Origin of the sequence: Bradyrhizobium sp. SZCCHNR1098 (assembly GCF_032489375.1) — a bacterium.
Classification (GTDB): Bacteria; Pseudomonadota; Alphaproteobacteria; order Rhizobiales; family Xanthobacteraceae; genus Bradyrhizobium.
Genome location: NZ_JAUEXY010000017.1, coordinates 36,684 through 59,748, shown reverse-complemented (window position 1 = coordinate 59,748; position 23,065 = coordinate 36,684). Strand labels below are relative to the sequence as shown.

Annotated in this window: 23 protein-coding genes and 1 tRNA gene; 16 read left to right on the top strand and 8 right to left on the bottom strand. The window is 65.8% G+C overall.

What is annotated here, in order from left to right; genetic code table 11:
- Positions 1 to 5: 5 nt before the first annotated feature.
- A complete protein-coding gene (locus QX135_RS28995) occupies positions 6 to 1,346 on the bottom strand; it encodes a TROVE domain-containing protein (protein WP_316234416.1) in 1,341 nt (446 codons plus the stop codon).
- A 173-nt stretch (positions 1,347 to 1,519) separates the two neighbouring features.
- Positions 1,520 to 1,594 (bottom strand) — tRNA-OTHER (locus tag QX135_RS28990).
- Between the two features lie 1,133 nt (positions 1,595 to 2,727).
- On the opposite strand from QX135_RS28990, the gene QX135_RS28985 reads away from it, so the two are divergent.
- Together QX135_RS28985 and QX135_RS28980 are read left to right on the top strand one after the other, a co-directional pair.
- Positions 2,728 to 3,807 carry an Acg family FMN-binding oxidoreductase gene (locus QX135_RS28985; protein WP_316234415.1) on the top strand — a complete coding sequence of 360 codons (1,080 nt, stop codon included), beginning with the start codon at positions 2,728 to 2,730 and terminating at the stop codon, positions 3,805 to 3,807.
- 79 nt (positions 3,808 to 3,886) lie between these two features.
- Positions 3,887 to 4,114 (top strand): hypothetical protein, encoded by a 228-nt coding sequence (locus tag QX135_RS28980; protein ID WP_315739326.1) that lies wholly within the window; start codon positions 3,887 to 3,889, stop codon positions 4,112 to 4,114.
- Positions 4,115 to 4,116: 2 nt separating this feature from the next.
- Here QX135_RS28980 and QX135_RS28975 read toward each other — a convergent pair whose 3' ends face one another.
- Positions 4,117 to 4,494 carry a hypothetical protein gene (locus tag QX135_RS28975; protein ID WP_315813196.1) on the bottom strand — a complete coding sequence of 126 codons (378 nt, stop codon included), beginning with the start codon at positions 4,492 to 4,494 and terminating at the stop codon, positions 4,117 to 4,119.
- Positions 4,495 to 4,618: 124 nt separating this feature from the next.
- On the opposite strand from QX135_RS28975, the gene QX135_RS28970 reads away from it, so the two are divergent.
- Both QX135_RS28970 and QX135_RS28965 read left to right on the top strand, forming a co-directional pair.
- On the top strand, positions 4,619 to 5,323 hold the full coding sequence (locus QX135_RS28970; protein WP_316234414.1) for a glutathione S-transferase N-terminal domain-containing protein: 705 nt from the start codon (positions 4,619 to 4,621) through the stop codon (positions 5,321 to 5,323).
- The gene (locus QX135_RS28965; RefSeq protein WP_316234413.1) at positions 5,320 to 6,300 is read left to right on the top strand and encodes an oxygenase MpaB family protein; all 981 of its coding nucleotides are present in this window, start codon (positions 5,320 to 5,322) and stop codon (positions 6,298 to 6,300) included. The genes QX135_RS28970 and QX135_RS28965 overlap by 4 nt, the downstream gene beginning before the upstream one ends.
- Positions 6,301 to 6,330: 30 nt before the next feature.
- Here the strand turns inward: QX135_RS28965 and QX135_RS28960 are convergent, their stop codons facing one another.
- Entirely contained in the window at positions 6,331 to 6,735 is a 405-nt protein-coding gene (locus QX135_RS28960; RefSeq protein WP_316234412.1) for a hypothetical protein, read from the bottom strand.
- Complete coding sequence (locus tag QX135_RS28955; RefSeq protein WP_316234411.1) at positions 6,732 to 7,406, bottom strand: hypothetical protein; 675 nt, start codon at positions 7,404 to 7,406, stop codon at positions 6,732 to 6,734. The genes QX135_RS28960 and QX135_RS28955 overlap by 4 nt, the downstream gene beginning before the upstream one ends.
- 113 nt (positions 7,407 to 7,519) lie before the next feature.
- On the opposite strand from QX135_RS28955, the gene QX135_RS28950 reads away from it, so the two are divergent.
- Together QX135_RS28950 and QX135_RS28945 are read left to right on the top strand one after the other, a co-directional pair.
- Positions 7,520 to 8,110, top strand: coding sequence for a histidine phosphatase family protein (locus QX135_RS28950; RefSeq protein ID WP_316181921.1), 591 nt, complete (start codon positions 7,520 to 7,522; stop codon positions 8,108 to 8,110).
- A gap of 119 nt (positions 8,111 to 8,229) precedes the next feature.
- Positions 8,230 to 11,529, top strand: coding sequence for a DEAD/DEAH box helicase (locus QX135_RS28945; protein WP_316159939.1), 3,300 nt, complete (start codon positions 8,230 to 8,232; stop codon positions 11,527 to 11,529).
- Between the two features lie 48 nt (positions 11,530 to 11,577).
- Here QX135_RS28945 and QX135_RS28940 read toward each other — a convergent pair whose 3' ends face one another.
- Positions 11,578 to 11,772: a hypothetical protein gene (locus QX135_RS28940; protein WP_315780396.1), complete on the bottom strand. Its 195-nt coding sequence runs from the start codon at positions 11,770 to 11,772 to the stop codon at positions 11,578 to 11,580.
- A gap of 219 nt (positions 11,773 to 11,991) precedes the next feature.
- Between QX135_RS28940 and QX135_RS28935 the strand changes: the two genes are divergently transcribed.
- From QX135_RS28935 to QX135_RS28890, 10 genes are all read left to right on the top strand, one after another.
- Positions 11,992 to 12,348, top strand: coding sequence for an ArsC family reductase (locus QX135_RS28935; RefSeq protein ID WP_315777446.1), 357 nt, complete (start codon positions 11,992 to 11,994; stop codon positions 12,346 to 12,348).
- A 314-nt stretch (positions 12,349 to 12,662) separates the two neighbouring features.
- Positions 12,663 to 13,418 carry an ABC transporter ATP-binding protein gene (locus QX135_RS28930; protein WP_315739336.1) on the top strand — a complete coding sequence of 252 codons (756 nt, stop codon included), beginning with the start codon at positions 12,663 to 12,665 and terminating at the stop codon, positions 13,416 to 13,418.
- Positions 13,411 to 14,157, top strand: coding sequence for an ABC transporter ATP-binding protein (locus tag QX135_RS28925; RefSeq protein WP_315780398.1), 747 nt, complete (start codon positions 13,411 to 13,413; stop codon positions 14,155 to 14,157). The genes QX135_RS28930 and QX135_RS28925 overlap by 8 nt, the downstream gene beginning before the upstream one ends.
- Before the next feature lie 92 nt (positions 14,158 to 14,249).
- Positions 14,250 to 15,473 carry an ABC transporter substrate-binding protein gene (locus tag QX135_RS28920; protein ID WP_315780400.1) on the top strand — a complete coding sequence of 408 codons (1,224 nt, stop codon included), beginning with the start codon at positions 14,250 to 14,252 and terminating at the stop codon, positions 15,471 to 15,473.
- A 77-nt stretch (positions 15,474 to 15,550) separates the two neighbouring features.
- On the top strand, positions 15,551 to 16,414 hold the full coding sequence (locus QX135_RS28915) for a branched-chain amino acid ABC transporter permease (protein ID WP_315739340.1): 864 nt from the start codon (positions 15,551 to 15,553) through the stop codon (positions 16,412 to 16,414).
- 1 nt (position 16,415) lies between these two features.
- Entirely contained in the window at positions 16,416 to 17,384 is a 969-nt protein-coding gene (locus QX135_RS28910; protein WP_315739341.1) for a branched-chain amino acid ABC transporter permease, read from the top strand.
- Between the two features lie 143 nt (positions 17,385 to 17,527).
- Positions 17,528 to 18,172 (top strand): DUF47 domain-containing protein, encoded by a 645-nt coding sequence (locus QX135_RS28905; protein ID WP_315739342.1) that lies wholly within the window; start codon positions 17,528 to 17,530, stop codon positions 18,170 to 18,172.
- A gap of 14 nt (positions 18,173 to 18,186) precedes the next feature.
- A complete protein-coding gene (locus QX135_RS28900) occupies positions 18,187 to 19,194 on the top strand; it encodes an anion permease (protein ID WP_316181918.1) in 1,008 nt (335 codons plus the stop codon).
- Positions 19,195 to 19,335: 141 nt separating this feature from the next.
- Complete coding sequence (locus tag QX135_RS28895; protein ID WP_316181917.1) at positions 19,336 to 20,955, top strand: peptide chain release factor 3; 1,620 nt, start codon at positions 19,336 to 19,338, stop codon at positions 20,953 to 20,955.
- A gap of 295 nt (positions 20,956 to 21,250) precedes the next feature.
- Positions 21,251 to 21,742: a GDSL-type esterase/lipase family protein gene (locus tag QX135_RS28890; protein WP_315799118.1), complete on the top strand. Its 492-nt coding sequence runs from the start codon at positions 21,251 to 21,253 to the stop codon at positions 21,740 to 21,742.
- Positions 21,743 to 21,784: 42 nt separating this feature from the next.
- Here the strand turns inward: QX135_RS28890 and QX135_RS28885 are convergent, their stop codons facing one another.
- Entirely contained in the window at positions 21,785 to 22,192 is a 408-nt protein-coding gene (locus QX135_RS28885) for a helix-turn-helix transcriptional regulator (protein WP_315755785.1), read from the bottom strand.
- A complete protein-coding gene (locus tag QX135_RS28880; RefSeq protein ID WP_316181915.1) occupies positions 22,189 to 23,055 on the bottom strand; it encodes a S1C family serine protease in 867 nt (288 codons plus the stop codon). Before QX135_RS28880 ends, QX135_RS28885 begins: the two co-directional genes overlap by 4 nt.
- Between the last annotated feature and the right edge of the window lie 10 nt (positions 23,056 to 23,065).

Sequence of the window (23,065 nt, the reverse complement as noted above, 5' to 3'; positions counted from 1 at the left end):
TGTCGTCAGTGCAGGGTGGCGCCTCGCAGCGTCTCCTCCTGCGCCGCGATCCAGGCGATCACGGCCTCGGAGAAGCCGTCGACCCGCGTCCAGGGTCCGTAACCGACCCCGTGCTGGTACGACGCCACGTTGACCATGGTCCCGCGCGCCTTGGGCGACGGCACCGCATCGTGGCTCTGCTCGTCGGTGAAGACGATCAGGCGGTCTCCCTTGCGGTCGATCTCGCCGACCGCACGGCCGAGATAGGTCCCGGAATGCGGCTGCGACCCGAGGATCGCATCGCGCAGCGCAAAGCCACGGCGCGGCGGCACCTTCACGACCTTGTCGCTGAACGTGAAGATCTCCACCCCGTCGCAGACCTCGCGGGCGAGGATCGCGAGCCCGCACGCAGCCTCCGCGCGCGTCATCTCTGACTGCGCGGACAGCTTCGCGAACATCGATCCCGAGACGTCGATCAGGAGCCGCGTGCGACCTGGCAGCCGCGCGTAGCCCTTGATCGCGCCCAGCATCGCCTGCTCGAGCTCGGGCTCGAAGTCCGGCGCATGCCGCGCCGCCGTGATGAACCGATACGGCAGGATCCTGTCCGTCCGCATCGTCTCGATCGCGGCCGCGATGGTTGCCCGCGGCACCCCGACCTCTCGCATCAGGCGCAGGTTGCGCAACAGCGCCAGCGCTCCGAGCCGCTTCTCGGCGAGCAGCCGCTCGAAGCTCGCGCGCTTGTCCGCGCCCTTCGACAGCGCGACCTCCCAGGTGTCGGGCGAGGGCAGCTCGCTTGCGGCGAGCTGCTTCCACACCGCCTCCTGGGCGGCATCTCTGGGCTTGGCGTGCACCAGGAACAGGACGTCGCGGAGCCGCACCGGTCCCTCGCGGTCATACTTCGCGAGCTGATAGGCGTCGAACTTCGTGAACGCCTTCGCCAGCCCCTTCTTGACCTGCGCCGACACCGGCTGCCGCCTGCGCTGCTGCTGCGGACCCAGCGAGTCCGCCCAGTAGATCGCGAGCAGCTCGGTCATCTCGTCCGGCCGCTGGATGATGCGCGCCAGCGTCTCGGCGACCAGCGCACGGTGCTCCGGCAGCCGCGCCATCTCGCGGGCGACGAGCAGCGGCGCGTGCCGCAGCTTCATCTCCTCGCGCGCGCGGACCGCGAGCTGCGCCGCCTCGCGCGGCGCGACCTGCGGCACCAGCGCCTTGATGCGCTCGGCGACCGACACACCGTCCTCGTAGAACTGGTCCTCCCACAGCAGGCAGCTCAGCAGCGTACGCTGCAGTGCCTGCTCGGGCGCGAGCTGCCAGGACGGCGCACCCTCATGGGTGAAGGCGCGCAGGAACTTGTTGAGCCTGACCATGATGGCCTCCTCTCTGGGTTGATCTTGGTTGATGACGGGTGGAAGGGACGTCACGCGTGATCTCGTGCGGAGACCACGCGTCACAGATGACCACGCGCCGGGAACGGGCGAATGCTGAGCTCCGCTCCACTCGCGTGGAGCGGATAGTGCTCTGCCGCTGAGCTACCGGCGCATGGAACGCCGGATGGGATTCGAACCCACGACCTCTCGATTAGCAATCGAAGTATCAGCACTCTTCACCACGGCGCGTGGAAGAAGGTGGCGCAGCAGACGTCTGCGCCGCGACGATCTGACCGCCTGTTCGAAGACGATCAGTTGAGATGGATCACGAGCCGGGAACAGGCGACGGCTGAGACCCGGTCGCTGATGGACCGGACAGCGCTCTGACCTCTGAGCTACCGGCAGGACACCGGGCGGGAGTCGAACCCGCGACCTCTGGCGTGCAAGGCGAAGTAACAGTCGTCTTCACCACGGCTCGTGGATACGTTCGGCGGGGAATAGGCGATGCTGTTGCTGCCCCAATGGGGCGCTCGGTTTCAACGAAGTAACAGACATCTTCACCACCGCCTTGGCCGCCCGGCGGTTGCCGGGCGACGATGGATGGCATGCTGGGGAACGGCCGATCACGGAGATACGACGATCGAAACGCAGGCTTGGCATCAGCTTCACCGCAACCCGCGACTCACCCATCTCGCTAGACGGATTCCACGGTACGATCGATCGAAGGCGGCGCGTGGCCGCATTGGCGCGAAGGACCCGCGATCTTCACCACCAGCAGCTCCCGGCCGCGAACGACCGGGAATTCAAATAGCTTGTCTGCGGCGCGCGTTGGCGCCGCATGTTGCGAGCTCCAAGGAAGCTCGCTCTGTCATCGGTGTCCGGCGTTGCCGCCTCGTTCCCTCCGACAGGCCCCGCGCGCTCGGGCACGCGCATCACCTGCGCGAGCCCCGGGATCCGGGTCTCCCGTTCCGGCTGACAGCCGGGACTTCCGTTGGTTTCGCCGTGCAGGCCGCTCGCGTGAGGGCAACAAAAAACCCTCCGGAGCGGCTGGCTCGGGAGGGTCCGTGTGATGCGGACTGTTGATCTTGCCTCAAGCAAGACCGCTCCCCCGAGCATGGCGCGCGCCATCCACCGGCATGACGCCGTTGGACGTGCGGATGAAGTGTTCGTAGCCGAAGGACATCGTCTCGCTCATGTTTGTCGCGGGCGCAGTCGCTCGCGAGGCCGCGGGACATACGCCGCTTTGTTGGGGCTGTCAACAGCGTGTCTTCGAACTTTTTTGCCGGCTGCGGCGGCCTTGATCTGCAACAACGCGCCGATGCGATGCCGGCGTATTGTCATCCTTGGCTCGATTGCAGCGGAAAATGCAGGCGTGTTTGCTATGAACCGGCGGACGGTATTGTTAGGAACGGGGAGCGCGATTGCTGCCGCCTCGCTCGGCGCGGTATCCTGGCGCGCGATCACGGGGACGATGCACGACTATGAGACGTACAGCGCCCGACTGCGCGCGCCGCTGTCGCCCGATATCACTTCGGTGATCCGCTACGCGACGCTTGCAGCCAACAGCCACAACACGCAGCCCTGGCGCTTTCGCGTAGCGCAGGATGCGATCGAGATCATGCCCGATCCGTCACGCCGCACGCCGGTGGTCGATCCGGACGACCATCATCTGTTCGTCAGCCTGGGCTGCGCGGCCGCCAATCTCGCGATCGCCGCGGATGCGAGCGGCCGTCCGGGCGAGCTCAGCAGCGACGGCCGGACGGTGCGGTACAGCTTCACGAACGGCACAGCGCATGACGATGCGCGGCTTGCGGCAATCGTCCGCAGACAGTCGACGCGCGCGGAGTATGACGGACGACCGGTGCCGCCAGGCGATCTCGCCGCGCTGCAGGCCGTATCAGCCATGCCCGGGGTCGATCTCGCGATCATCACGGCTCCCGCCGCGATCGCCGCCATCCGCGATCTCGTCGTCGCCGGCAATGATGCGCAGATGCGCGATGCGGCGTTCATGCGCGAACTGAAGAGCTGGCTGCGGTTCAATCCGCGCAGCGCGATCGAGACCGGCGACGGGCTGTTCGCGGCTGCCAGCGGCAACCCGTCATTGCCGACCGCGCTCGGTGGCCTCGCCTTCGATCGGCTCTTCAATGCCGCGTCGGAGAACGACAAATACGCGCGGCAGATTCGCTCATCGGCCGGTGTCGCCCTATTCACCGCCGAGCAGGCCGATGCCTCGCATTGGATCAGGGCCGGGCAGGCGTGCCAGCGCTTCGCGCTCGAAGCGACGCGGCTGGGCCTGAAGCTTGCCTTCATCAACCAGCCGGTCGAAGTGGCCGCGTTGCGGCCAGAGCTGGCGCGCGTGGTCGGAACGACACGGCGGCCGGATCTCGTGCTGCGCTTCGGCTACGGGCCGGCGCTGCCCTTCTCGCCGCGGCGACGCGTTGCCGATGTGCTGAGTTCATGAGTCGTTCCTGTCAATCTTGACGGATTTGCGACTCGGTGCATTGCTTCGCTGCATGTTCGAGAACACCCGATTTGCACGCATGAGCGACGGGCATTATTGCCTGGTGCGCGACCTTGGCCTGGTCAAGGGCGGCAAGGGCATGCGCCATCATGAGGTGGTGGTCGATTTCAGCTATCGCGGCATGAAGGTGTTTGCCAAGCAGGGCGCGTCGTCGCTGATGCGCCGGGTCGCGGCGAAGCTCGCGCAGCATGACGCCACGTCGAAGCTTCCGGCGCTGCTGCGCGTGCGTCTGCGCGAGCCGCAGTAGCGTCAGCGCTTCCGCCGAAGCTTACCGCTCTGCGGCGTTGCGATCGGTCGTTTCGGATCGTAGGGGCTGTTCGGATTGACGTCGAGCTCGACGTCGGCGACGCAGTATTGCGGCTGGCGGTGGCTGCGCCCCGAATGCCAGCGCCCCTGGCGCAGCTCGACCTCGCTGATGTCAGCGACATCGAAGCACTTCCATTGGCCGCCCGGCGGCAGGCCGCTGCTCGCGCCGCCCGCGAACTGGAACGCGAGCACGCGCTCGCGGCCGGCGGTGTGGCCGAGGATGATCGGGCAGATCGCGCGGGCGAAGCCGCCATACATGCACAGCACCTGCTGGCGTGTGATCATCGCCTGCATGATCAACTGGTAGGTCGGGCTCGGCATGCTGGCTTTCTGCACGATGCAGCAACATAAGACCGTCGGCCGCATGCGGTTCCGCATCGAACCTTGCAGCGGCGGCTCACGGGCTTAGATTGAGGCCTCAGCGACAAAGCGAGCAAGAGCCACGATGTCCGATCTATCCAGCTTTCCGATCACCACGCGCTGGCCGGCGCAGCATCCCGACCGCATCCAGCTCTATTCACTGCCGACCCCGAACGGCGTCAAGGTCTCGATCATGCTGGAGGAGACGGGCCTGGCCTACGAGCCGCACACGATCGATTTCGGCAAGGACGACCAGAAGACGGCCGAATTCCTCTCGCTCAATCCGAACGGCAAGATTCCCGCGATCATCGATCCCGACGGTCCCGGCGGCCAGCCGCTCGGCCTGTTCGAATCCGGCGCGATCCTGCAGTACCTTGCCGAGAAGACCGGACAATTCCTGCCGAACGATCCGTCGCGGCGCTGGCAGACGATCCAGTGGGTGCATTTCCAGATGGGCGGCATCGGTCCGATGTTCGGGCAGCTCGGCTTCTTCCACAAATTCGCCGGCCGCGAGTACGAGGACAAGCGGCCGTTGCAGCGCTATGTCGCGGAGAGCAGGCGGCTGCTCGGCGTGCTCGAGGCGCGGCTCGATGGCCGGCAGTGGATCATGGACGCCGACTACACCATCGCCGACATCGCGACGCTCGGCTGGGTGCGCAACCTGATCGGCTTCTACGGCGCGCGCGAGCTCACAGCCTTCGATGAGCTCGCGCATGTTCCGGCCTGGCTCGAGCGCGGGCTGGCGCGGCCGGCGGTACAGCGCGGGCTGGAGATCCCGCAGCGGCCGTGATCGTCAGCGAGGCCGATTTCGAACGTTGCATGGCCGAGCTGCTGTCCGCGCCGGCCACGCCGGGCGATGCCGTGCTGCCGTCCGACAGCGTGATGTGGCGCGTGCATCGCGAGGCCGCGCTGTTTCTCGGCGCAGGCCGCGCGCTGCTGTTGCAGCTCGCCCATCCCTGGGTGGCGGCGGGCGTTGCCGAGCAGTCGAAGGTGTTCGCCGATCCGCTCGGCCGTTTCCACCGCACCTTCGGCATCGTCTACACCATGGTGTTCGGCACGCGCGCGCAGGCGGTTGCCGTGGCGCGGCGGTTGTATCGGCGTCACGCCGCGGTCGACGGCGTCATGCCTGAGACGGTCGGACCCTTCGCCGCCGGCTCGCACTACCGCGCCAACGACGTCGACGCGCTGCGCTGGGTCCATGCCACCCTGGTCGAGACTGCGATGATGTCCTACGGCCTGTTGTGTCCGCCGCTCGGCGATGACGAGCGCGAGCAATATTGGCGTGAGGCGATGCGCTTCGCCGGTCTGTTCGGGATTCCGCATGAGGTGCTGCCGCCGGACTGGGGGGCTTTCAAGGCCTATGCGGCCGACATGATGGAATCGGAGACGCTGACGGTCAGCACGGCCGCGCGCGACATCGCGCAGCGCATCTTCTCGGGCGAGGCGACCCGGATCGCACCGCCGCGCTGGTTCACGGCGCTGACGGCCGAGATGTTGCCGGAGCGGCTGCGGCTCGCCTTCGCGCTGCCTTATGGCGAGCGCGAACGCCGCAGCGCCGCGCGAGCTCGAGTCTGGTTGCCGCGCGCCTATGCGATGCTGCCGGAGAGATTGCGTACCGTCGGGCCCTATCAGGAGGCGATGGCGCGCATCGAGGGGACGACGTGTCCGCCGTTCACGCGGCTGCTCAACCGTGTCTGGATCGGACAGCCCAGCATGGGCAGCCCGTTCGAACAGCGTGCAGAACGTGCGCGGAGCGGGACGGTCTGAGCCCGGCGCGCTTGCGGCGCAGACGACGGATCATGGCCGTGGAGCGAGCTTGAGCGTGATGCCGCGAACCTCCTGCAGCGTCGGCGCGCGGCTGCCGCCGGGTTGGCTGATGCTGAGACGGATCGACAGCCGTCCACTCTTGATCGCCTCCTTCGGCACCGGAAGCGCGTAGGTGCCGGCCTCCGCACCAGTGCGAAGGCCGAATGGCGAGATGGTCCCGAGCGGCATCCCGGACGCCGTCGTCACCGTCACCTCCTGGCCTCGCCCCAGTGCGCCCAGGCTGATCTCGACGACTGGAGCGTCGCTCGCATCCAATGGCCGCGGCAGGACCAGATCGATGGCTCTGAACGGCTCCGCCGCCAAGGACGAGGCCGGCCGCAGCACGGCACATAGCAGCATGGCGCAGGCCCGCAGCGCGGCGCGCCTCCCGTTCATGGGCGCAGCGGTCCGACCGAGAGCGCTTTCAGCGTCGGCGCAGTGCCGACGCCGCCCGAGCGCACGACGCGGATGCTCAGGGGCTGGTTGGGCGCGGCCCGCAGGGCGGAGAAGGCCTCCCGCTTGGTCGGCAGCGGCACCGCGAAGGTCGCATCCACGGTCATGGCCATGCCCGGCATCATCGATCCGAAGAAGGCGATGGTGCCTGCATAATATGGGCTGTCAGCCGTGACCTTGGTGACGTTGGCGGGCGCGTTCACCAGGACGTCGAACTCGCGCACAGTCGAATAGCCGCTCGGGCGGGGCAGCGTGATCTGCGCCATCAGCGGCTGCGGCCGCGCTGCCGCCAGATGCGCGTCGAGCGCATCGCCGGGGATCCTCACCGTGCCCACATTGGCCTTGACCGAGCCCTGCTGCGGCTTGGCCTGCGGCGCCGAGGCGACCGCGGGCGGATTGACGATGTCCTCACCGAAGCCCGGCGCATAGTCGTAGTCGAAGCGATCGGTCGATATGTAGTCGCCCGCTTTGCTCGGTCCGACATAGCCGCCTTTGCCATCGGCGTAGAACAGGAACGGTTCGTCGGAGAACGTCTTCAGGTCGGCGCCCTGCGGCAGGTAGGGAAGCTTGAGCCGCTGCTGCTTGCGCGTCCAGGCATTCCAGAGCCGGTCCAATGCTCATCTGAAATGAATCCTGGTTGGAAAGATCTCATGATGCGGTCCCACGATTGCAATCTCAAGTGGCAATTCCGTTTGGCGGCCGTATGATGCCACCTGAGAGGTTGCCGATGAACGCGCTGACGCTGCTGATCATCCGTCATGCCGAGAAGCCTGACGGCGACGCGACAGGTCCGGGCCTGACCCACGAGGGCAAGCCGGATTCGAAGTCGCTGGTCATCTTCGGCTGGGAGCGGGCAGGGGCCTGGACGGCGCTGTTCGGCAGCCGCTTGGGCGGCGCGTCCTATCCGACGCCGCAGGCGATCTACGCCGCCGATCCCGACAGCAGCAAGGACGGCTCCGACCCGAGCCGCCGGCCCTATGAGACGGTACTCGAATTGGCTGCGCGCGTCGGTCTCGCCAAGCCGGATACGTCGTTCGCGAAGGGAGAGGAGGCTGGGCTGGTCGAAGCCTTGCTGGCGCTGTCCGGCACCGCGCTGGTGGCGTGGGAGCACAAGGCAATCATCTCCGATATCCTGCCGCGTCTGCCGGTGAGCAACGCCGGGCAATTGCCGCCCCATTGGTCGGGCAAGCGGTTCGACGTCGTGCTGCGCTTCGATCGCGCCGCCGGCGAGGCAGATTTCAAGTTCACGGAATTGTACCCCTGCCTGATGCTAGGCGATTCCAACAAGCCGCTGCAGAGCGCCCCGAAGGACGAGTGAGCCACTGAGCGCCTCGCCGGAGATATCCCCAGGCTAGAAGGGGCGGCGCGATGCTGCCGCCCGGATCATGGTACATCGATCCGTGGGACGCGCGATCGCGTGCGTCAGGTCTCCATGCAATGCCGCTTCCTTTCAAAAAGCCCCAGGCCATCCGCTCCTTCTTCAGCCATGCTGCCTTTCAGAAGGCGGAGCACCTGCAGCTTCGCGGAGGCGTTCTCGATCTCGAGATCAGCGAGGACGGCCGGGAGCTGGCGGCCTCGGTGCAGGGATCGCAATCCTGGCCGTACGAGGTCGAGATCGAGCTGGCCCGGGATAAGCACGGTCGTTTGGATGTCTCCGGGAGATGTACCTGCCCGATGCAGCACAACTGCAAGCACGTCGCGGCGGTGCTGCTGGAAGCGATCGAGCCGTCCCTCGAGGACGACGTGGACCTGAGGACACCGGCAAAGACGGCGAGGAAGGCGAGCCCGCTGGTGCTGCCGCCGGAGATCGCCGCCTGGCTGGACAAGATCGGCACGGTCAGCCGTGGCGACACCTATCCTCCCGAGGTGAGGCAGAGGTTGATCTATGGCGTGCAGCCCCATTCCGAGTCCGGAGGCGCTGCCTATCCGGTCGTCCGGCTGTGGTCGGTCCGGCTGCGCAAGGACGACAGCTTCGCCGACGTGTTCTCGAAAGTCGATCAAGTGCGGGGAGGCGCCGGGCGGGCGCCGGCATTCTACCGCGACAGCGATATCGACATCACAGCGCGGCTCGGACATCAAGTCTTTCTCGACGGAGCGTCGGCCTTCCGGATCGGCTCTGCCGCGCTGCTGAAGCGCATCGTCGAGACCGGGCGGGCGTATTGGCGCGATCATGCCGGGCCGCTGCTGCGCTGGGGCGACAAGCGCAATGGCCGCATCGAATGGCAGCCGGTCGGCCTGAAAGGCATCGGCGCAAGGCTCGTGGTCGACGGCGTGCTTGCTCTGCATGCCGAGCCGCCTGTCTATGCCGAGGAGACACGCGGCATCGTCGGGGAGGTCGATCCGGGGATCGAGCCGCGAACGGCGTACCAATTGCTGAGTGCGCCAACGCTGCCGAAGGCGCTGATCGGCGAGGTCTCCCGACATCTCAGCCAGCGGCTGCCCTCGCTGGATAGCGCCCTTCTGCCGTCGCGGCCGACCGAGGTCGTCGAGATCGAGGCCAAGCCGACGCCCATCCTGCATCTGCGCCGCGGACCCTATCCGGGCTATGGCTTTCGCGGCGTCCACACCAGCGGGCTTCCACTCGGCGTGGTCCGCGCGGGCTTCCGTTACGGTCCGATCGAGATCGAGCCCGACAGCGGTGGCAACGAGGTGGAGGCGTTCCAAGACGGCCGGGTGCATCTCGTCACCCGCGCCAAGGCGGACGAACGAAAGTCGTCCAAACGGCTGAGCGAGCTCGGCCTGGTTCCACTCAGAAAGGTCCAGACCTACAGCTTCGGCGGTCACGCGGACGATCTGACCTTCGAGGACGAAGGCCGCTGGCTGCAATTCGTGCATCTCGAGCTCGATGCGTTGCGCGAGCAGGGGTTCGAGATCCGCATCGATGACGACTTTCCGTACCGGCTGGCGGAGTCCTCCGGTCTCGTCGACATGGAGATCGAGGGCTCCGGAATCGACTGGTTCGAGTTTGGCTTCAAGATCGACATCGATGGCCGGCCGCATGACTTGGCCGAGCTGCTGGCGCGGCTGCTCGCGCAGCCCGGCATTCTCGATGCGCTGTCCGAAGCCGATGCCGAAGCCAAGCACATGTATGTGCCGCTGCCCGACGGACGGCACCTGGCGCTGGCGGCCGGCCGCTTCCTGCCGGTTCTGCTGGCGCTGCAGACGATGCGGCTGAGCGGCGGCGGCTTGGATGCGTCGGGCAAGCTCAAGCTGTCTCGTGCGCAGCTCGTGCCGCTGCTGGCGCACGATCCGGGCGCATTCAAGGGCCCCGATGATCTGCGCCGGCTCGCGGATCTGGTGCGGCAGCATCGGCCGGATGAATTGAAGCTGCCGGCCGGCTTCACCGCCACGTTGCGCCCCTATCAGCGGCAGGGCGTCGCCTGGCTCGATCTCCTGCGGCAGGCCAACCTCGGCGGCGTGCTGGCCGATGACATGGGCCTCGGCAAGACCGTCCAGGTGCTGGCCCTGCTCGCGCTCGAGAAGGCGCGCGGCGCGCTGGCGAGGCCCGTGCTCATCGTCGCGCCGACCAGCCTGATGACGAACTGGTTCAACGAGGCAAGCAAGTTCGTTCCTGACCTGAAGGTCCTGGTGTTCCACGGCGCCGCTCGCAAGGAGCTGATCGCGCAGATTTCGGAGCACGACGTCGTGCTCACCACCTATCCGCTGATCGCGCGCGACCATGAGCTCATCCTGGGACGGGACTGGCACATGGCCATTCTCGACGAGGCGCAGACCATCAAGAATCCCAATGCCGCCACGACGCGCTGGCTCAATGCGATCAAGGCCAGCCACCGCTTCTGCCTGACGGGCACTCCGATGGAGAACCATCTCGGCGAGCTCTGGTCGATCATGAGCTTCGTCAACCCCGGCTATCTCGGCGACAAGACCGCGTTCACGCGCAACTGGCGCACGCCCATCGAGAAAGAAGGCAATGCGATGCGGGCGGCGGCGCTGACCCGCCGCGTCAAGCCGTTCCTGCTGCGGCGGACCAAGGAGGAGGTTGCGTCCGAGCTGCCGGCCAAGGTCGACATCGTGGAGACCGTCGCGATCGACGGCAAGCAGCGCGATCTCTATGATTCGATCCGCGCGGCGATGGCGAAGAAGGTGCGCAAAGCCCTTGACGAACGTGGTCTCGCGCGCAGCCACATCGTCGTGCTCGAAGCGCTGCTGCGGCTGCGCCAGGTCTGCTGCGACCCGCGGCTGGTGAAGCTCGACGACAAGGTCGAGCGCCCCTCGGCCAAGTTGGACCGGCTGATTGAGATGGTCGAGGAACTGCTCAGCGAGGGGCGCAAGATCATCATCTTCTCGCAGTTCACCTCGATGCTCTCCCTGATCGAGGAGCGTTTCGAGGCGGCTGACATCGCCTACGAGCTGCTCACGGGCGACACCCGCGATCGCAAGCGGCCGATCGAGGCGTTTCAGAGGGGAGACAGCCCGGTGTTCCTGATCAGCCTGAAGGCCGGCGGAGTCGGCCTCAACCTGACGGCAGCCGATACCGTCATCATCTACGATCCCTGGTGGAATCCTGCCGTCGAGGCGCAGGCGATCGACCGGGCGCATCGCATCGGCCAGGACAAGAAGGTCTTCGTCTATCGCCTGGTGACGGCCGGGACGATCGAGGAGAAGATCGGTGAGCTCAAGCTGCGCAAGCAGGCGCTGGCTGATTCACTGTTCGATCGCGAGGGCAATATCGGCAAGGCGCTGACGGAGGAGGATATCGCTGCTCTGCTGTCTTGATGTCGGGTGGAGATGCGTGGCGGCCAGCATCCGTCAACTTGAGTGCGGTCAAGCCAGCGCGATACGCTCGCGCGACTCCTCGACCCAGGCATGGGCGGCGAACCATTCATGGTAGATGCGGCAGTGCGGGCAGTAGGCACGCGAGAAGAACACGGGCATGCGCTGAAAGCGAGCGGCGTCCATTTCCATCCCTGTCTCGATGCTGCGGCCGGTCTGCGGACAACGTACCATGATCTTGCCCATTCGCGGTCTCCTGTTCGTGGGCCAGATACGCCGGGGATGCGAAGAAAATGTAATGCTCAGCCGACAGTTTCGTGGCAAAGGTCGGAGTGAATTCCGACCGCGGAACGAGTGGCGTCCGCCGCATCAAAAGCGGGTGAATCGCACGGCAAAATGCAGGGCCGATTGTCGCAACGTGGGACATCCGCCGCGGTCGGACACGATTGTTTGAGGACGCGTGGCATGAGCATCACGATCTACGGAATCAAGAACTGCGACACGATGAAGAAGGCGCGCGCCTGGCTCGACGATCACGGCGTCGCTTACCAATTCCACGACTACAAGACCGCCGGAATCGACAAGGCTAAACTCAAGGCATGGAGCGACGAGCTCGGCTGGGAGGTGCTGCTCAATCGCGCCGGCACGACGTTCAAGAAATTGCCCGACGCGGACAAGGACGGACTCACCGAGAGCAAGGCGATCGCGCTCATGCTGGCGCAGCCTTCGATGATCAAACGCCCGGTTCTCGATCTCGGCGGCCGCCGCGTGGTGGGCTTCAAGCCGGATCTCTATGCAAAGGACGTGAAGGCCGCGAAGTAGTTGGAGACGATCATCGCTGCGCCGTCTCGCGGGCCGCGCCCGCCGCCTTTGCAGCGCGCGCGTGCAGGAAAAATGCCGGCGGTATGATTTTCTATGTCAGCGGGAAATCGCAGCTGATTTCAACGCAAGGTGCGTCGGCCGCCTTGCGACGTCGTTGCCCAGCTTTCCGCCTTGCCTAACTCACTCGATTGACGGCATATTCCGGCGCGAAGCGGTCGCGGGTGGCGGCGAGGAATCGTCCAGTCGTCCGGCAGAGCCGCCGTACAGGAAGAAGCGAGGGCCAGGCGCTGAAGGCGCCGGCTTGGGGGGAATCTTTGGCTGACGAGTTCATTCTCGAGACCCACGGATTGACGAAGGAATTCGCGGGATTTTTTGCCGTTCGCGATGTTTCGCTCAAGATCCGCCGGGGCACCATTCATGCGCTGATTGGCCCGAACGGGGCCGGCAAGACGACGTGCTTCAACCTTCTGACCAAGTTCCTGCGGCCGTCGGCCGGCAAGATTCTCTATAAGGGTCAGGATATTACGGCGACGGCGCCGGCCGACGTGGCGCGTCTTGGCCTGGTCCGCTCGTTCCAGATCTCGGCGGTGTTTCCGCATATGACCGCGCTGGAGAACGTCCGCGTCGCCCTGCAGCGCCAGCATGGCTCGTCGTTCGATTTCTGGCGCTCCAAGAGCGTTCTGAACCGCTTCAACAATCGGGCGCTTGAGCTTCTCAACGACGTGGGCTTGAGCGAATTCGCCAACATTCCGGCGGTCGAGATGCCGTATGGGCGCAAGCGTGCGTTGGAGATCGCGACCACGCTGGCGCTCGATCCGGAGATGATGCTGCTGGACGAGCCGATGGCCGGCATGGGCCACGAGGACATCGACAAGATCGCCGCGCTGATCAAGCGCATCTCCGCCAAATACACGATCCTGATGGTCGAGCATAATCTCAGCGTCGTCGCCAACCTCTCCGACACCATCACCGTGCTGACGCGCGGCCAGGTGCTGACGGAAGGGCCGTATTCGGAGCTCGCCAAGGACGAGCGCGTCAAGGAAGCCTATCTGGGGGCCGGACATGCCTGAGGTGATGACGGCCAAGACGCCCACCGCTGACGCTGTGACCAGCACCATTCTCGATGTCAAGAATCTCGAGAGCTGGTACGGCGAATCCCACATTCTCCACGGCATGAACTTCAACGTGAATGCCGGCGAGGTCGTCACCCTGCTCGGGCGCAACGGTGCCGGCAAGACCACGACCCTGAAGTCGATCATGGGAATCATCGGCAAGCGCACCGGCTCGGTCCAGTTCAACGGGCGCGAGCTGATCCGCATGACCTCCGACAAGATCGCGCGGCTCGGCATCGCGCTGTGTCCGGAGGAGCGCGGCATCTTCGCCAGCCTCGACGTGCGCGAGAACCTGCTGCTGCCGCCGGTGGTGCGGCCGGGCGGGCTCACGCTCGACCAGATCTTCGAGCTGTTCCCGAACCTGAGGGAGCGGCTGAAGAGCCAGGGCACCAAGCTGTCGGGCGGCGAGCAGCAGATGCTGGCGATCGCGCGCATTCTGCGCACCGGCGCCAGCTTCCTGATGCTGGACGAGCCGACCGAGGGTCTCGCGCCCGTGATCATCCAGCAGATCGGCCACACCATCGCGCGGCTGAAGAAGGAAGGCTTCACGATCCTTCTCGTTGAGCAGAACTTCCGTTTCGCCTCGACGGTCGCCGACCGCTATTACGTGGTCGAGCACGGCAAAGTCATCGACGGTTTCGCCAATGCCGATCTGTCGGCCAACATGGATAAGCTGCATACTTATCTCGGCGTCTGATCGGCGACGTTGACGTTGACTTGGCAGTTTCCTCCCGCGGTTTTCTCTACGGTTTTCTTGGCAGTCTTCTTGGAAGGTTCTGGAAGTTGGAAATGAAGAGCAAATTCATCGCGTCATTGCTGCTGGGAACGGCGCTCACTCTCGCCGCTGGCAGCGTCGCTTCTGCCGGCGACAAGACCGTCAAGATCGGCGCGCTGTCCGATCAGTCGGGTCTTTATGCCGATCTCGGCGGCCCCGGCTCGACGCTCGCCGCGCAGATGGCGATCGAGGATTCCGGCCTCGCCGCCAAGGGTTGGAAGATCGACGTGATCTCCGGCGATCACCAGAACAAGCCGGATATCGGCACCGCGATCGCGCGGCAGTGGTTCGATGTCGAGAAGGTCGATGTCATCGTCGACGTGCCGAATTCCGGCGTCGCGCTGGCCGTCAACAACGTCGTCAAGGAGAAGAACGGCGTCTACATCAACTCGGGCGCTGCGACCTCGGATCTCACCAATGCGCAGTGCTCGCCGAACACGGTGCACTGGACCTACGACACCTACATGCTGGCGCACACCACCGGCCAGGCGCTGGTCAAGGCGGGCGGCTCGACCTGGTTCTTCCTGACGGCCGACTACGCCTTCGGCGCCGCGCTGGAGCGCGATACCACGGCGGTCGTCACCGCCAATGGCGGCAAGGTGATCGGCGGCGTCAAGCATCCGCTCAACACCTCCGACTTCTCGTCCTTCCTGCTGCAGGCCCAGTCGTCGAACGCCAAGGTCATCGGCCTCGCCAATGCCGGCGGCGATACCACCAATACGATCAAGCAGGCGGCCGAGTTCGGCATCAATAAGGGCGGCCAGAAGCTTGCCGCGCTGTTGCTGTTCCTGACCGACGTCAAGTCGATCGGGCTCGACATCGCGCAGGGCCTCAACTTCACCGAGACTTTCTACTGGGACATGAACGACCAGACCCGCGCCTTCTCCGAGCGGTTCGCCAAGCGGATGAAGAACGGCGCGCCGCCGACCATGGTCCAGGCCGGCGTCTATGCTGGTCTCGCGCATTACTTCAAGGCGCTGGACGCGCTGGGCGAGAACCCGCACGACGGCACCAAGATCGTCGACAAGATGAAGTCGATCCCGACCGAGGATACGCTGTTCGGCAAGGGCGAGATCCAGCCCAACGGCCGCACCATCCACACCGCCTATCTGTTCGAGGTCAAGAAGCCCTCGGAGTCCAAGGGCCCGTGGGATCTCTACAAGCTGGTCGGCTCGGTACCGGGCGACCAGGCCTTCACGCCGCTCGACAAGAGCGCGTGCGCCTTGTTGAAGAAATGAACCGCTGTGGCTCCGGCGGCTGACGTCGCCGGGGCCGCCATCTTCTGGGAAACGCCGAGAGAAAACAGAACAAGACGATGCAGGCCCTCTACGCACAGCTCCTGGTCGGACTGATCAACGGCTCGTTCTACGCGCTGCTCAGTCTCGGGCTTGCCGTCATCTTCGGCATGCTCAACATCATCAATTTCGCCCATGGCGCGCTCTACATGATGGGCGCGTTCTGCGCCTATTTCCTGCTCAACCTCGGCGGCATCAATTACTGGTGGGCGCTGCTGCTGGCGCCGATCATCGTCGGCGTCTTCGGCATGATCCTCGAGCGCACCATGCTGCAATGGATCGCCGGGCTCGACCATCTCTACGGACTGCTTCTGACGTTCGGACTGGCGCTGATCATCCAGGGCGTGTTCCAGAACTTCTTCGGCTCGTCCGGCCTGCCTTATGCGATCCCGGATCAGCTCCGTGGCGGCATGAATCTCGGCTTCATGTATCTGCCGGTCTATCGCGGCTGGGTCGTCATATTCTCCCTGGTCGTCTGTCTGGCGACCTGGTTCCTGATCGAGCGGACCCGGCTCGGCGCCTACCTGCGCGCCGCCACCGAGAATCCGACATTGGTGCGGGCGTTCGGCATCAACGTGCCGCGCATGATCACGCTGACCTACGGCCTCGGCGTCGGGCTCGCGGCCCTCGCCGGCGTGCTGTCGGCGCCGATCAACCAGGTGCGGCCCCTGATGGGCGAGCACATCATCATCGTGGTGTTCGCGGTGGTCGTGATCGGCGGCATGGGCTCGATCATGGGCTCGATCATCACCGGCTTCCTGCTCGGTGTGATCGAGGGACTGACCAAATATTTCTATCCCGAGGCTTCCAACACCGTGGTCTTCGTTCTGATGGTCCTGGTGCTGCTGGTGAAGCCGACGGGTCTGACCGGACGGGCGGCCTGACATGACATCCATCACCGACACGACCCTGCCGATCACCCCGCGCGCGATGCGCGACGAGATGATCGTGTTCGTCATCATGGCGGCGCTGCTGGCGATCGTACCGTGGACCGGGCTGTACCCGTTCTTCGTCATGCAGGCGCTGTGCTTCGCGCTGCTCGCCTGCGCCTTCAACCTCTTGATCGGCTATGGCGGCCTGCTGTCGTTCGGCCACGCGATGTTCCTGGGAACGGCCGGCTACTGCAGCGCCCACGCGCTGAAGGTGTGGGGGCTGCCGCCCGAGCTCGGCATCCTCACAGGCGTCGCCGGATCGTTCGTCCTGTCGGTGATCACCGGCTACATCTCGATCCGCCGCCAGGGCATCTATTTCGCGATGATCACGCTGGCGCTGTCGCAGCTGCTGTATTTCATCTATCTGCAGGCGCCGTTCACCCATGGCGAGGACGGCATCCAGGGCATTCCCCAGGGGCGGATGTTCGGCATCCTCGACCTGTCCAGGCCGACGGTGCTCTATTACGTCGTGCTGGTCGGCTTCCTCGCCGGTTTCCTGCTGATCTTCCGCACCATCAACTCGCCGTTCGGCGAAGTGCTGAAATCGATCCGTGAGAACGAGCAGCGGGCGATCTCGCTGGGTTACAAGACCGACCATTACAAGCTGCTCGCCTTCATTCTGTCCGGGACGCTGGCCGGCTTGGCTGGCGCGTTGAAGGTGTTCGTCGCCCAGAACGCCTCGCTGACCGACGTCGAGGTGGCGATGTCGGGGCAGATCGTGCTCATGACCCTGGTCGGAGGGCTCGGCACCGTGTTCGGCCCCGTCGTCGGCGCGTTCGTGATCGTCGGCATGCAGCAATATCTGTCCGGCTTCGGCCAGTGGGTGACGGTGATCCAGGGCGTGATCTTCGTCGCCTGCGTGCTCACCTTCCGCCGCGGCGTGGTCGGCGAAATCGCCCATCTGTTCAAACGATCCCTTTAAGCCGTTGATCTGAAAAGAGATCGTCGAAAGGGCAGAAAGCGGTGGATGAACCGGCCACCGCTTCTGCTGGTGCGCGATCCGGAGTATGACAGTTCTGTGACGGGCCGGCCCTGGCCCGTTTCGGAATGGATGGATCTCGTCCCATGCTGCACTGGTTTCGCGCCGTCCTCCCGCGGGAGGAGCGGTTTTTCGATTTGTTCGCCCGCCACAACAAGGTGGTGATTCAGGGCGCCCATGCGCTGCAGGACATGCTGCAGGGCGGTGACGACATCCTCGCCCACTGCCAGCGCGTCAGCCAGTTCGAGAACGAGGCCGACAACATCACCCGCGAAGTGCTGACCGCGGTCCGCCGCACCTTCATCACCCCGTTCGACCGCGGCGACATCAAGAACCTGATCACCTCGATGGACGATGCCATCGACCAGATGCAGCAGACCGCCAAGGCCGTGGTGCTGTTCGAGGTCAAAGAGTTCGAGCCGACCATGCGCGAGATGGGCACCTTGCTGGTCGATTGCGCCAATCTGATCGGCCGCGCGCTGCCGTTGCTGCAGGCGATCGGCCAGAACGTGCCGATGATCACCGCGATCACCGAGGAGATGACCAAGCTCGAGGGCCGGGTCGACGACCTCCACGACATCGGGCTGAAGGAGCTGTTCCTCAAGCACCGCAAGGCCAATACCATGGACTTCATCGTCGGCGCCGAGATCTACGACCATCTGGAGAAGGTCGCCGACCGCTTCGACGACGTCGCCAACGAGATCAATTCGATCATGATCGAACAGGTCTAGGGTAGGGCCGCGCCGTGGACGCTCAACTCGGCCTTCCGATCCTGGTCGGCCTCATCGCCGTTGCGCTCGCCTTCGATTTCCTGAACGGCCTGCACGACGCCGCCAACTCGATCGCGACCATCGTTTCGACCCGCGTGCTCCGGCCGCAATATGCGGTGTTCTGGGCCGCATTCTTTAATTTCGTCGCGTTCGCGGTGTTCGGCCTCCACGTCGCGCAGACCATCGGTACAGGGATCATCGATCCCGCCATCGTCGACGCCCAGGTGATCTTCGCGGCCCTGGTCGGCGCCATCGTCTGGAACCTCGTCACCTGGGCGGCCGGCATTCCCTCGTCGAGCTCACACGCGCTGATCGGCGGCCTGGTCGGGGCAGGGGTCGCCAAGGCCGGCATCTCGGCCGCCGTCTGGAGCGGCCTGTCGAAGACCGTGCTCGCGATCGTGCTGTCGCCGCTGGTCGGCCTGATACTGGCGATGGTCCTGGTCGCGATCGTGTCCTGGGCCTCGGTGCGCTCGACGCCGTTCGCGGTCGACCGCGCCTTCCGCATCCTGCAATTCGCCTCGGCCTCGCTGTATTCGCTCGGCCATGGCGGCAACGACGCGCAGAAGACGATGGGCATCATCGCCGTGCTGCTGTATTCGCAGGGCCATCTCGGCAACGAGTTCACGGTGCCGTTCTGGGTCGTGCTGTCGTGCCAGGCGGCGATGGCGCTGGGCACCCTGATGGGCGGCTGGCGCATCGTCCGCACCATGGGCCTGCGCATCACCAAGCTGAACCCGATGCAGGGTTTCTGCGCCGAGACCGGCGGCGCGATCACGCTGTTCCTGGCGACCTTCCTCGGCGTGCCCGTCTCGACCACCCACACCATCACCGGAGCCATCGTCGGCGTCGGCGCCGCCCGCCGCGCCTCCGCGGTGCGCTGGAACGTGGCCGGATCGATCGTCTATGCCTGGGTCTTCACGATTCCGGCCTCGGCGATCGTCGCGGCGCTGACGTTCTGGCTGGTGTCGGTGCTCCGGCACTGATCCGGATCGGCCCGGCCGGGCTCAACTCGCCGGTTGGAGTTGCGGTGCAAAACGCCTATATGGAGGGCGCGCGGCGGCCGAGATCCCGCGCCTTTCCCGTAAATCGCCCGCTCTCTGGCCTGAAACGACGCCTGCCGCCTCATGTCCGATACTGCCGTCACGACCGAACAGCCCGCCCGCACCGCCTTGTCCGACGAGGTGGCGCGCCGGCGCACCTTTGCCATCATCTCGCATCCGGACGCCGGCAAGACGACGCTGACGGAAAAGTTGCTGCTGTTCGGTGGCGCCATCAATCTCGCGGGCCAGGTCAAGGCCAAGGGCGAGCGCCGCAACACCCGCTCGGACTGGATGAAGATCGAGCGCGAGCGCGGCATCTCCGTCGTGACCTCGGTCATGACCTTCGAGTTCGGGGGCCTCGTTTTCAATCTCTTGGACACGCCGGGCCACGAGGACTTCAGCGAGGACACCTATCGCACCCTGACCGCGGTCGACTCGGCGGTGATGGTGATCGACGCCGCCAAGGGCATCGAGGCGCGCACGCGCAAGCTGTTCGAGGTCTGCCGCCTGCGCGACATCCCGATCATCACCTTCATCAACAAGATGGACCGCGAGAGCCGCGACACCTTCGATCTTCTGGACGAGATCGAGAAGACGCTGGCGCTCGACACCACGCCGATGACCTGGCCCGTGGGCCGCGGCCGCGATTTCATCGGCACCTATGACATCCGCGACGGCGGCGTGCGCCTGCTCGAAGGCGGCGGCGCCAAGACCGGCGCGGCGCAGCAGATCGCGATTTCGGAACTCGGCAAGTTCAACGCCAATCTCGACATGAGCCAGATCACCGACGAGCTCGAGCTGGTCAAGGAAGCGTGCAAGCCGTTCGACCTGGAGGCGTTCCGCGAGGGCCACCTGACGCCGGTCTATTTCGGCAGCGCGCTGCGCAATTTCGGCGTCGGCGATCTGCTCGAAGGCCTTGGCCGCTACGCGCCGTCGCCGCGCGCGCAGGAGTCGAACCTGCGCAAGGTCGACGCCGCTGAGCCGCGCATGAGCGCCTTCGTGTTCAAGATCCAGGCGAACATGGACCCCAACCACCGCGACCGCATCGCGTTTGCGCGGCTGTGCTCGGGCAAGCTCAACCGCGGCATGAAGGCGAAGCTGGTGCGCACCGGCAAGACCATGCCGCTGTCGAGCCCGCAATTCTTCTTCGCCCAGGACCGCTCGGTCGCGGACGAGGCCTTTGCGGGCGACGTCGTCGGCATTCCCAACCACGGCTCGCTTCGCATCGGCGACACGCTGACCGAGGGCGAGGACCTCACCTTCGTCGGCGTGCCGAGCTTCGCGCCGGAAATCGTCCGCCGCGTCCGGCTGACGGATGCGATGAAGGCCAAGAAGCTGAAGGAAGCCTTGCAGCAGATGTCGGAGGAGGGCGTCGTGCAGGTGTTCCGGCCGCGCGATGGCGCCCCGGCGCTGGTCGGCGTCGTCGGCCCGCTGCAGCTCGACGTGCTCAAGGCGCGGCTCGATGCCGAATACTCGCTGCCGGTGGAGTTCGAGATCTCCGAGTTCTCGCTGGCACGCTGGATCTCCTGCGACGACAAGAAGAAGCTGGAGGCGTTCATCGCGTCCAACAATTCCGGCGTCGCCGACGACGTCGATGGCGATCCGGTGTTCCTGGCCAAGAACGAGTTCTATCTCGGCTACACCAAGGAGCGCGCCGAAGGCATCGTGTTCTCCAACGTCAAGGACGTGAAGAAGAAGGCGTAGCCGCCCGGCACTCTCTCGTCATTCCGGGCCATCGCGCAGCGATGAGCCCAGAAATCCATTTTCCCTCTCGTTCTAAAGCCCGATGGCTTCCGGGCTTGCCCTGCGGGCGCCCCGGAATGACGAGCGGAAAGACATGCTCTGCCTCATCGTGAGCCTCGCTCCCGCTGTGGGATGATATCCGTGGCGCCGCGTACTTTGCGTCGGGTGATCGGCGCGCTAGTCTTCCTCTCATCAACAGGCGAGGGAGATGGACATGCCGGCGGGATCGATTGGCCGTCTTGTGCGGCGACAGATGATGGCACTGTTGGCTGTGTGTGGACTTACGTTCGCGACGATCGCAACGGCTGACGCGGCCGAGGTCGTCGCGCTCGGCGCCAGCAACACCTACGGCAAGGGCGTCAATCGCGGCGAGGACTTTCCGGCCCAGCTCGAGGCCATGCTCCACGGCAAGGGCGTTCGGGTCAGCGTCGCCAACGCCGGCATCAACGGTGATACGACCGTCGGGATGCTGTCCCGCTTCGACAGCGCGGTCGATGGATCAACCCGCGTGCTGGTGCTGCAGCCCGGCGGCAACGACGCCCGCAAAGGTGCCGGCGACCAGCGCGCCGGCAGCATCAGCGCCATCATGGCCAAGGCCGCGCAGCGCCGCATCAAGGTCGTGATGGTCGAGAACGGCATGTTCCGTGGCCTGCCGCATCAGGTCGACGGTGTGCATCTGACCCCGGAGGGCTATCGCATGCTGGCCGCATCGCTGCTGCCGCGCGTGATGAGCGGCTTGCGGAAGTAGCTCGCCGCGAGATCGTGAAGCGCGCCGCGCCGGCCTGCGGTCTCACAGCTCGATGATCCCCCGCCTTGCCGCATGCGCGACCGCATCGGTGCGGCCGGTGGCGTCGAGCTTGTCGAGCAGCGAGCCGACGTGGAATTTGGCGGTGTGCACGGAGATGCCGAGGCTGCGCGCGATCTCCTTGTTGGAGCAGCCCTCGGCCATCAGCGCCAGCACGTCGCGCTCGCGCGCGGTGAGCTGAAAATCATCGGTCGCGGCGCCGTCGATCCTGTCGTCGCCGCTGCGAGCCTCATCACTGCCATGCAACGGCGCGACGGCGACGTCGGCGCTCTCGCCGGGCGCGACCAGCGTCAGGCCCGTGACATCGCCGAGCAGCGCCGCCAGCCGGTCGGCCAGTTCGGCATCGTCGACCGCGATCGCGATCCTGATCGGCGCGCGCGCCTCCTCGCTCACGCCGGCCTCTCGCCGATGGTCAGGGCGAACTGCACCGGCTCGCCGGCACGCAGCGCTGCGACCTCGACGACGGCGCCGACGCTGTCCGGACCGAGTTCGCGCATCATCGCGCGCATGCCCCTGAACGGCTCCTTGTTGAGCGCGGTGATGACGTCACCCTGGCGCAGGCCGGCGGCCGCGGCCGGGCCGCTCTTGTCGAGGCTCATGATCATCGCACCGAGTCCATCGTCGAGCCGGACCGGCTGCAGGCCGGCGCCGAGATAGCCGCGAGCGATGCGACCATGCGTCTCGAGCTTGCTGGCGACCCGTTCGATCGTGGCCGCGGGAATGACGAGCGTGCGGCGCGGGCCGCGCACCGCCATGCCGATCGCATGACCGTCGGCGTTGAGCACCAGGCCGCCTTCGGCGCTGTGCCGCAGCCTGGTGTCGAGCTCGATGCGCGCATCGATGTCGCCGCCGCGCAGGCTGCGCCAGGGACCGGCGGATTTCGACACCATCGCGAGCGCGGCCGTTGGCGTGCCGTGCTCGGCAGCGGCGATGACCGCGAGCGAGCCGAGCGCGGGCATCTCGCCGGAGAGTTGGGCCGGTCCCGCAGTGCCGCCATCGAAGCGGAGCAGGGCGATGTCGGTGGTGTGGTCGCGGCCCGCCACCGTGGCCGGCCTTTGCGTGCCATCGGCAAAGACGAGCACGATTTCGCCTTCGTCCGCCAGCGCCTCGTCGGCGGTGACGACAAGGCCCGGCTTCCAGACGAAGCCCGTGGCGCGGCTGCGGTGCGAGGAGACGGTGAGGACCACAGGCGCGGCTTGCGCGACGGCGGTCGTCAATGCCGACGATAGCGAGGCGAGGGCGGACGGATCGGACATGGGACGCTCC

Excerpts from the sequence above, each read along its gene's own strand:
- QX135_RS28920 (WP_315780400.1), top strand. The coding sequence starts at position 14,250 with ATGAAGAGCAAATTCATCGCGTCATTGCTGCTGGGAACGGCGCTCACT.
- QX135_RS28950 (WP_316181921.1), top strand. The coding sequence starts at position 7,520 with ATGAACGCGCTGACGCTGCTGATCATCCGTCATGCCGAGAAGCCTGAC.
- QX135_RS28880 (WP_316181915.1), bottom strand. The coding sequence starts at position 23,055 with ATGTCCGATCCGTCCGCCCTCGCCTCGCTATCGTCGGCATTGACGACC.
- QX135_RS28975 (WP_315813196.1), bottom strand. The coding sequence starts at position 4,494 with ATGCCGAGCCCGACCTACCAGTTGATCATGCAGGCGATGATCACACGC.
- QX135_RS28890 (WP_315799118.1), top strand. The coding sequence starts at position 21,251 with ATGGCACTGTTGGCTGTGTGTGGACTTACGTTCGCGACGATCGCAACG.
- QX135_RS28910 (WP_315739341.1), top strand. The coding sequence starts at position 16,416 with ATGACATCCATCACCGACACGACCCTGCCGATCACCCCGCGCGCGATG.
- QX135_RS28985 (WP_316234415.1), top strand. The coding sequence starts at position 2,728 with ATGAACCGGCGGACGGTATTGTTAGGAACGGGGAGCGCGATTGCTGCC.
- QX135_RS28980 (WP_315739326.1), top strand. The coding sequence starts at position 3,887 with ATGAGCGACGGGCATTATTGCCTGGTGCGCGACCTTGGCCTGGTCAAG.
- QX135_RS28935 (WP_315777446.1), top strand. The coding sequence starts at position 11,992 with ATGAGCATCACGATCTACGGAATCAAGAACTGCGACACGATGAAGAAG.
- QX135_RS28940 (WP_315780396.1), bottom strand. The coding sequence starts at position 11,772 with ATGGGCAAGATCATGGTACGTTGTCCGCAGACCGGCCGCAGCATCGAG.
- QX135_RS28925 (WP_315780398.1), top strand. The coding sequence starts at position 13,411 with ATGCCTGAGGTGATGACGGCCAAGACGCCCACCGCTGACGCTGTGACC.
- QX135_RS28960 (WP_316234412.1), bottom strand. The coding sequence starts at position 6,735 with ATGAACGGGAGGCGCGCCGCGCTGCGGGCCTGCGCCATGCTGCTATGT.
- QX135_RS28970 (WP_316234414.1), top strand. The coding sequence starts at position 4,619 with ATGTCCGATCTATCCAGCTTTCCGATCACCACGCGCTGGCCGGCGCAG.
- QX135_RS28915 (WP_315739340.1), top strand. The coding sequence starts at position 15,551 with ATGCAGGCCCTCTACGCACAGCTCCTGGTCGGACTGATCAACGGCTCG.
- QX135_RS28945 (WP_316159939.1), top strand. The coding sequence starts at position 8,230 with ATGCCGCTTCCTTTCAAAAAGCCCCAGGCCATCCGCTCCTTCTTCAGC.
- QX135_RS28905 (WP_315739342.1), top strand. The coding sequence starts at position 17,528 with ATGCTGCACTGGTTTCGCGCCGTCCTCCCGCGGGAGGAGCGGTTTTTC.
- QX135_RS28895 (WP_316181917.1), top strand. The coding sequence starts at position 19,336 with ATGTCCGATACTGCCGTCACGACCGAACAGCCCGCCCGCACCGCCTTG.
- QX135_RS28995 (WP_316234416.1), bottom strand. The coding sequence starts at position 1,346 with ATGGTCAGGCTCAACAAGTTCCTGCGCGCCTTCACCCATGAGGGTGCG.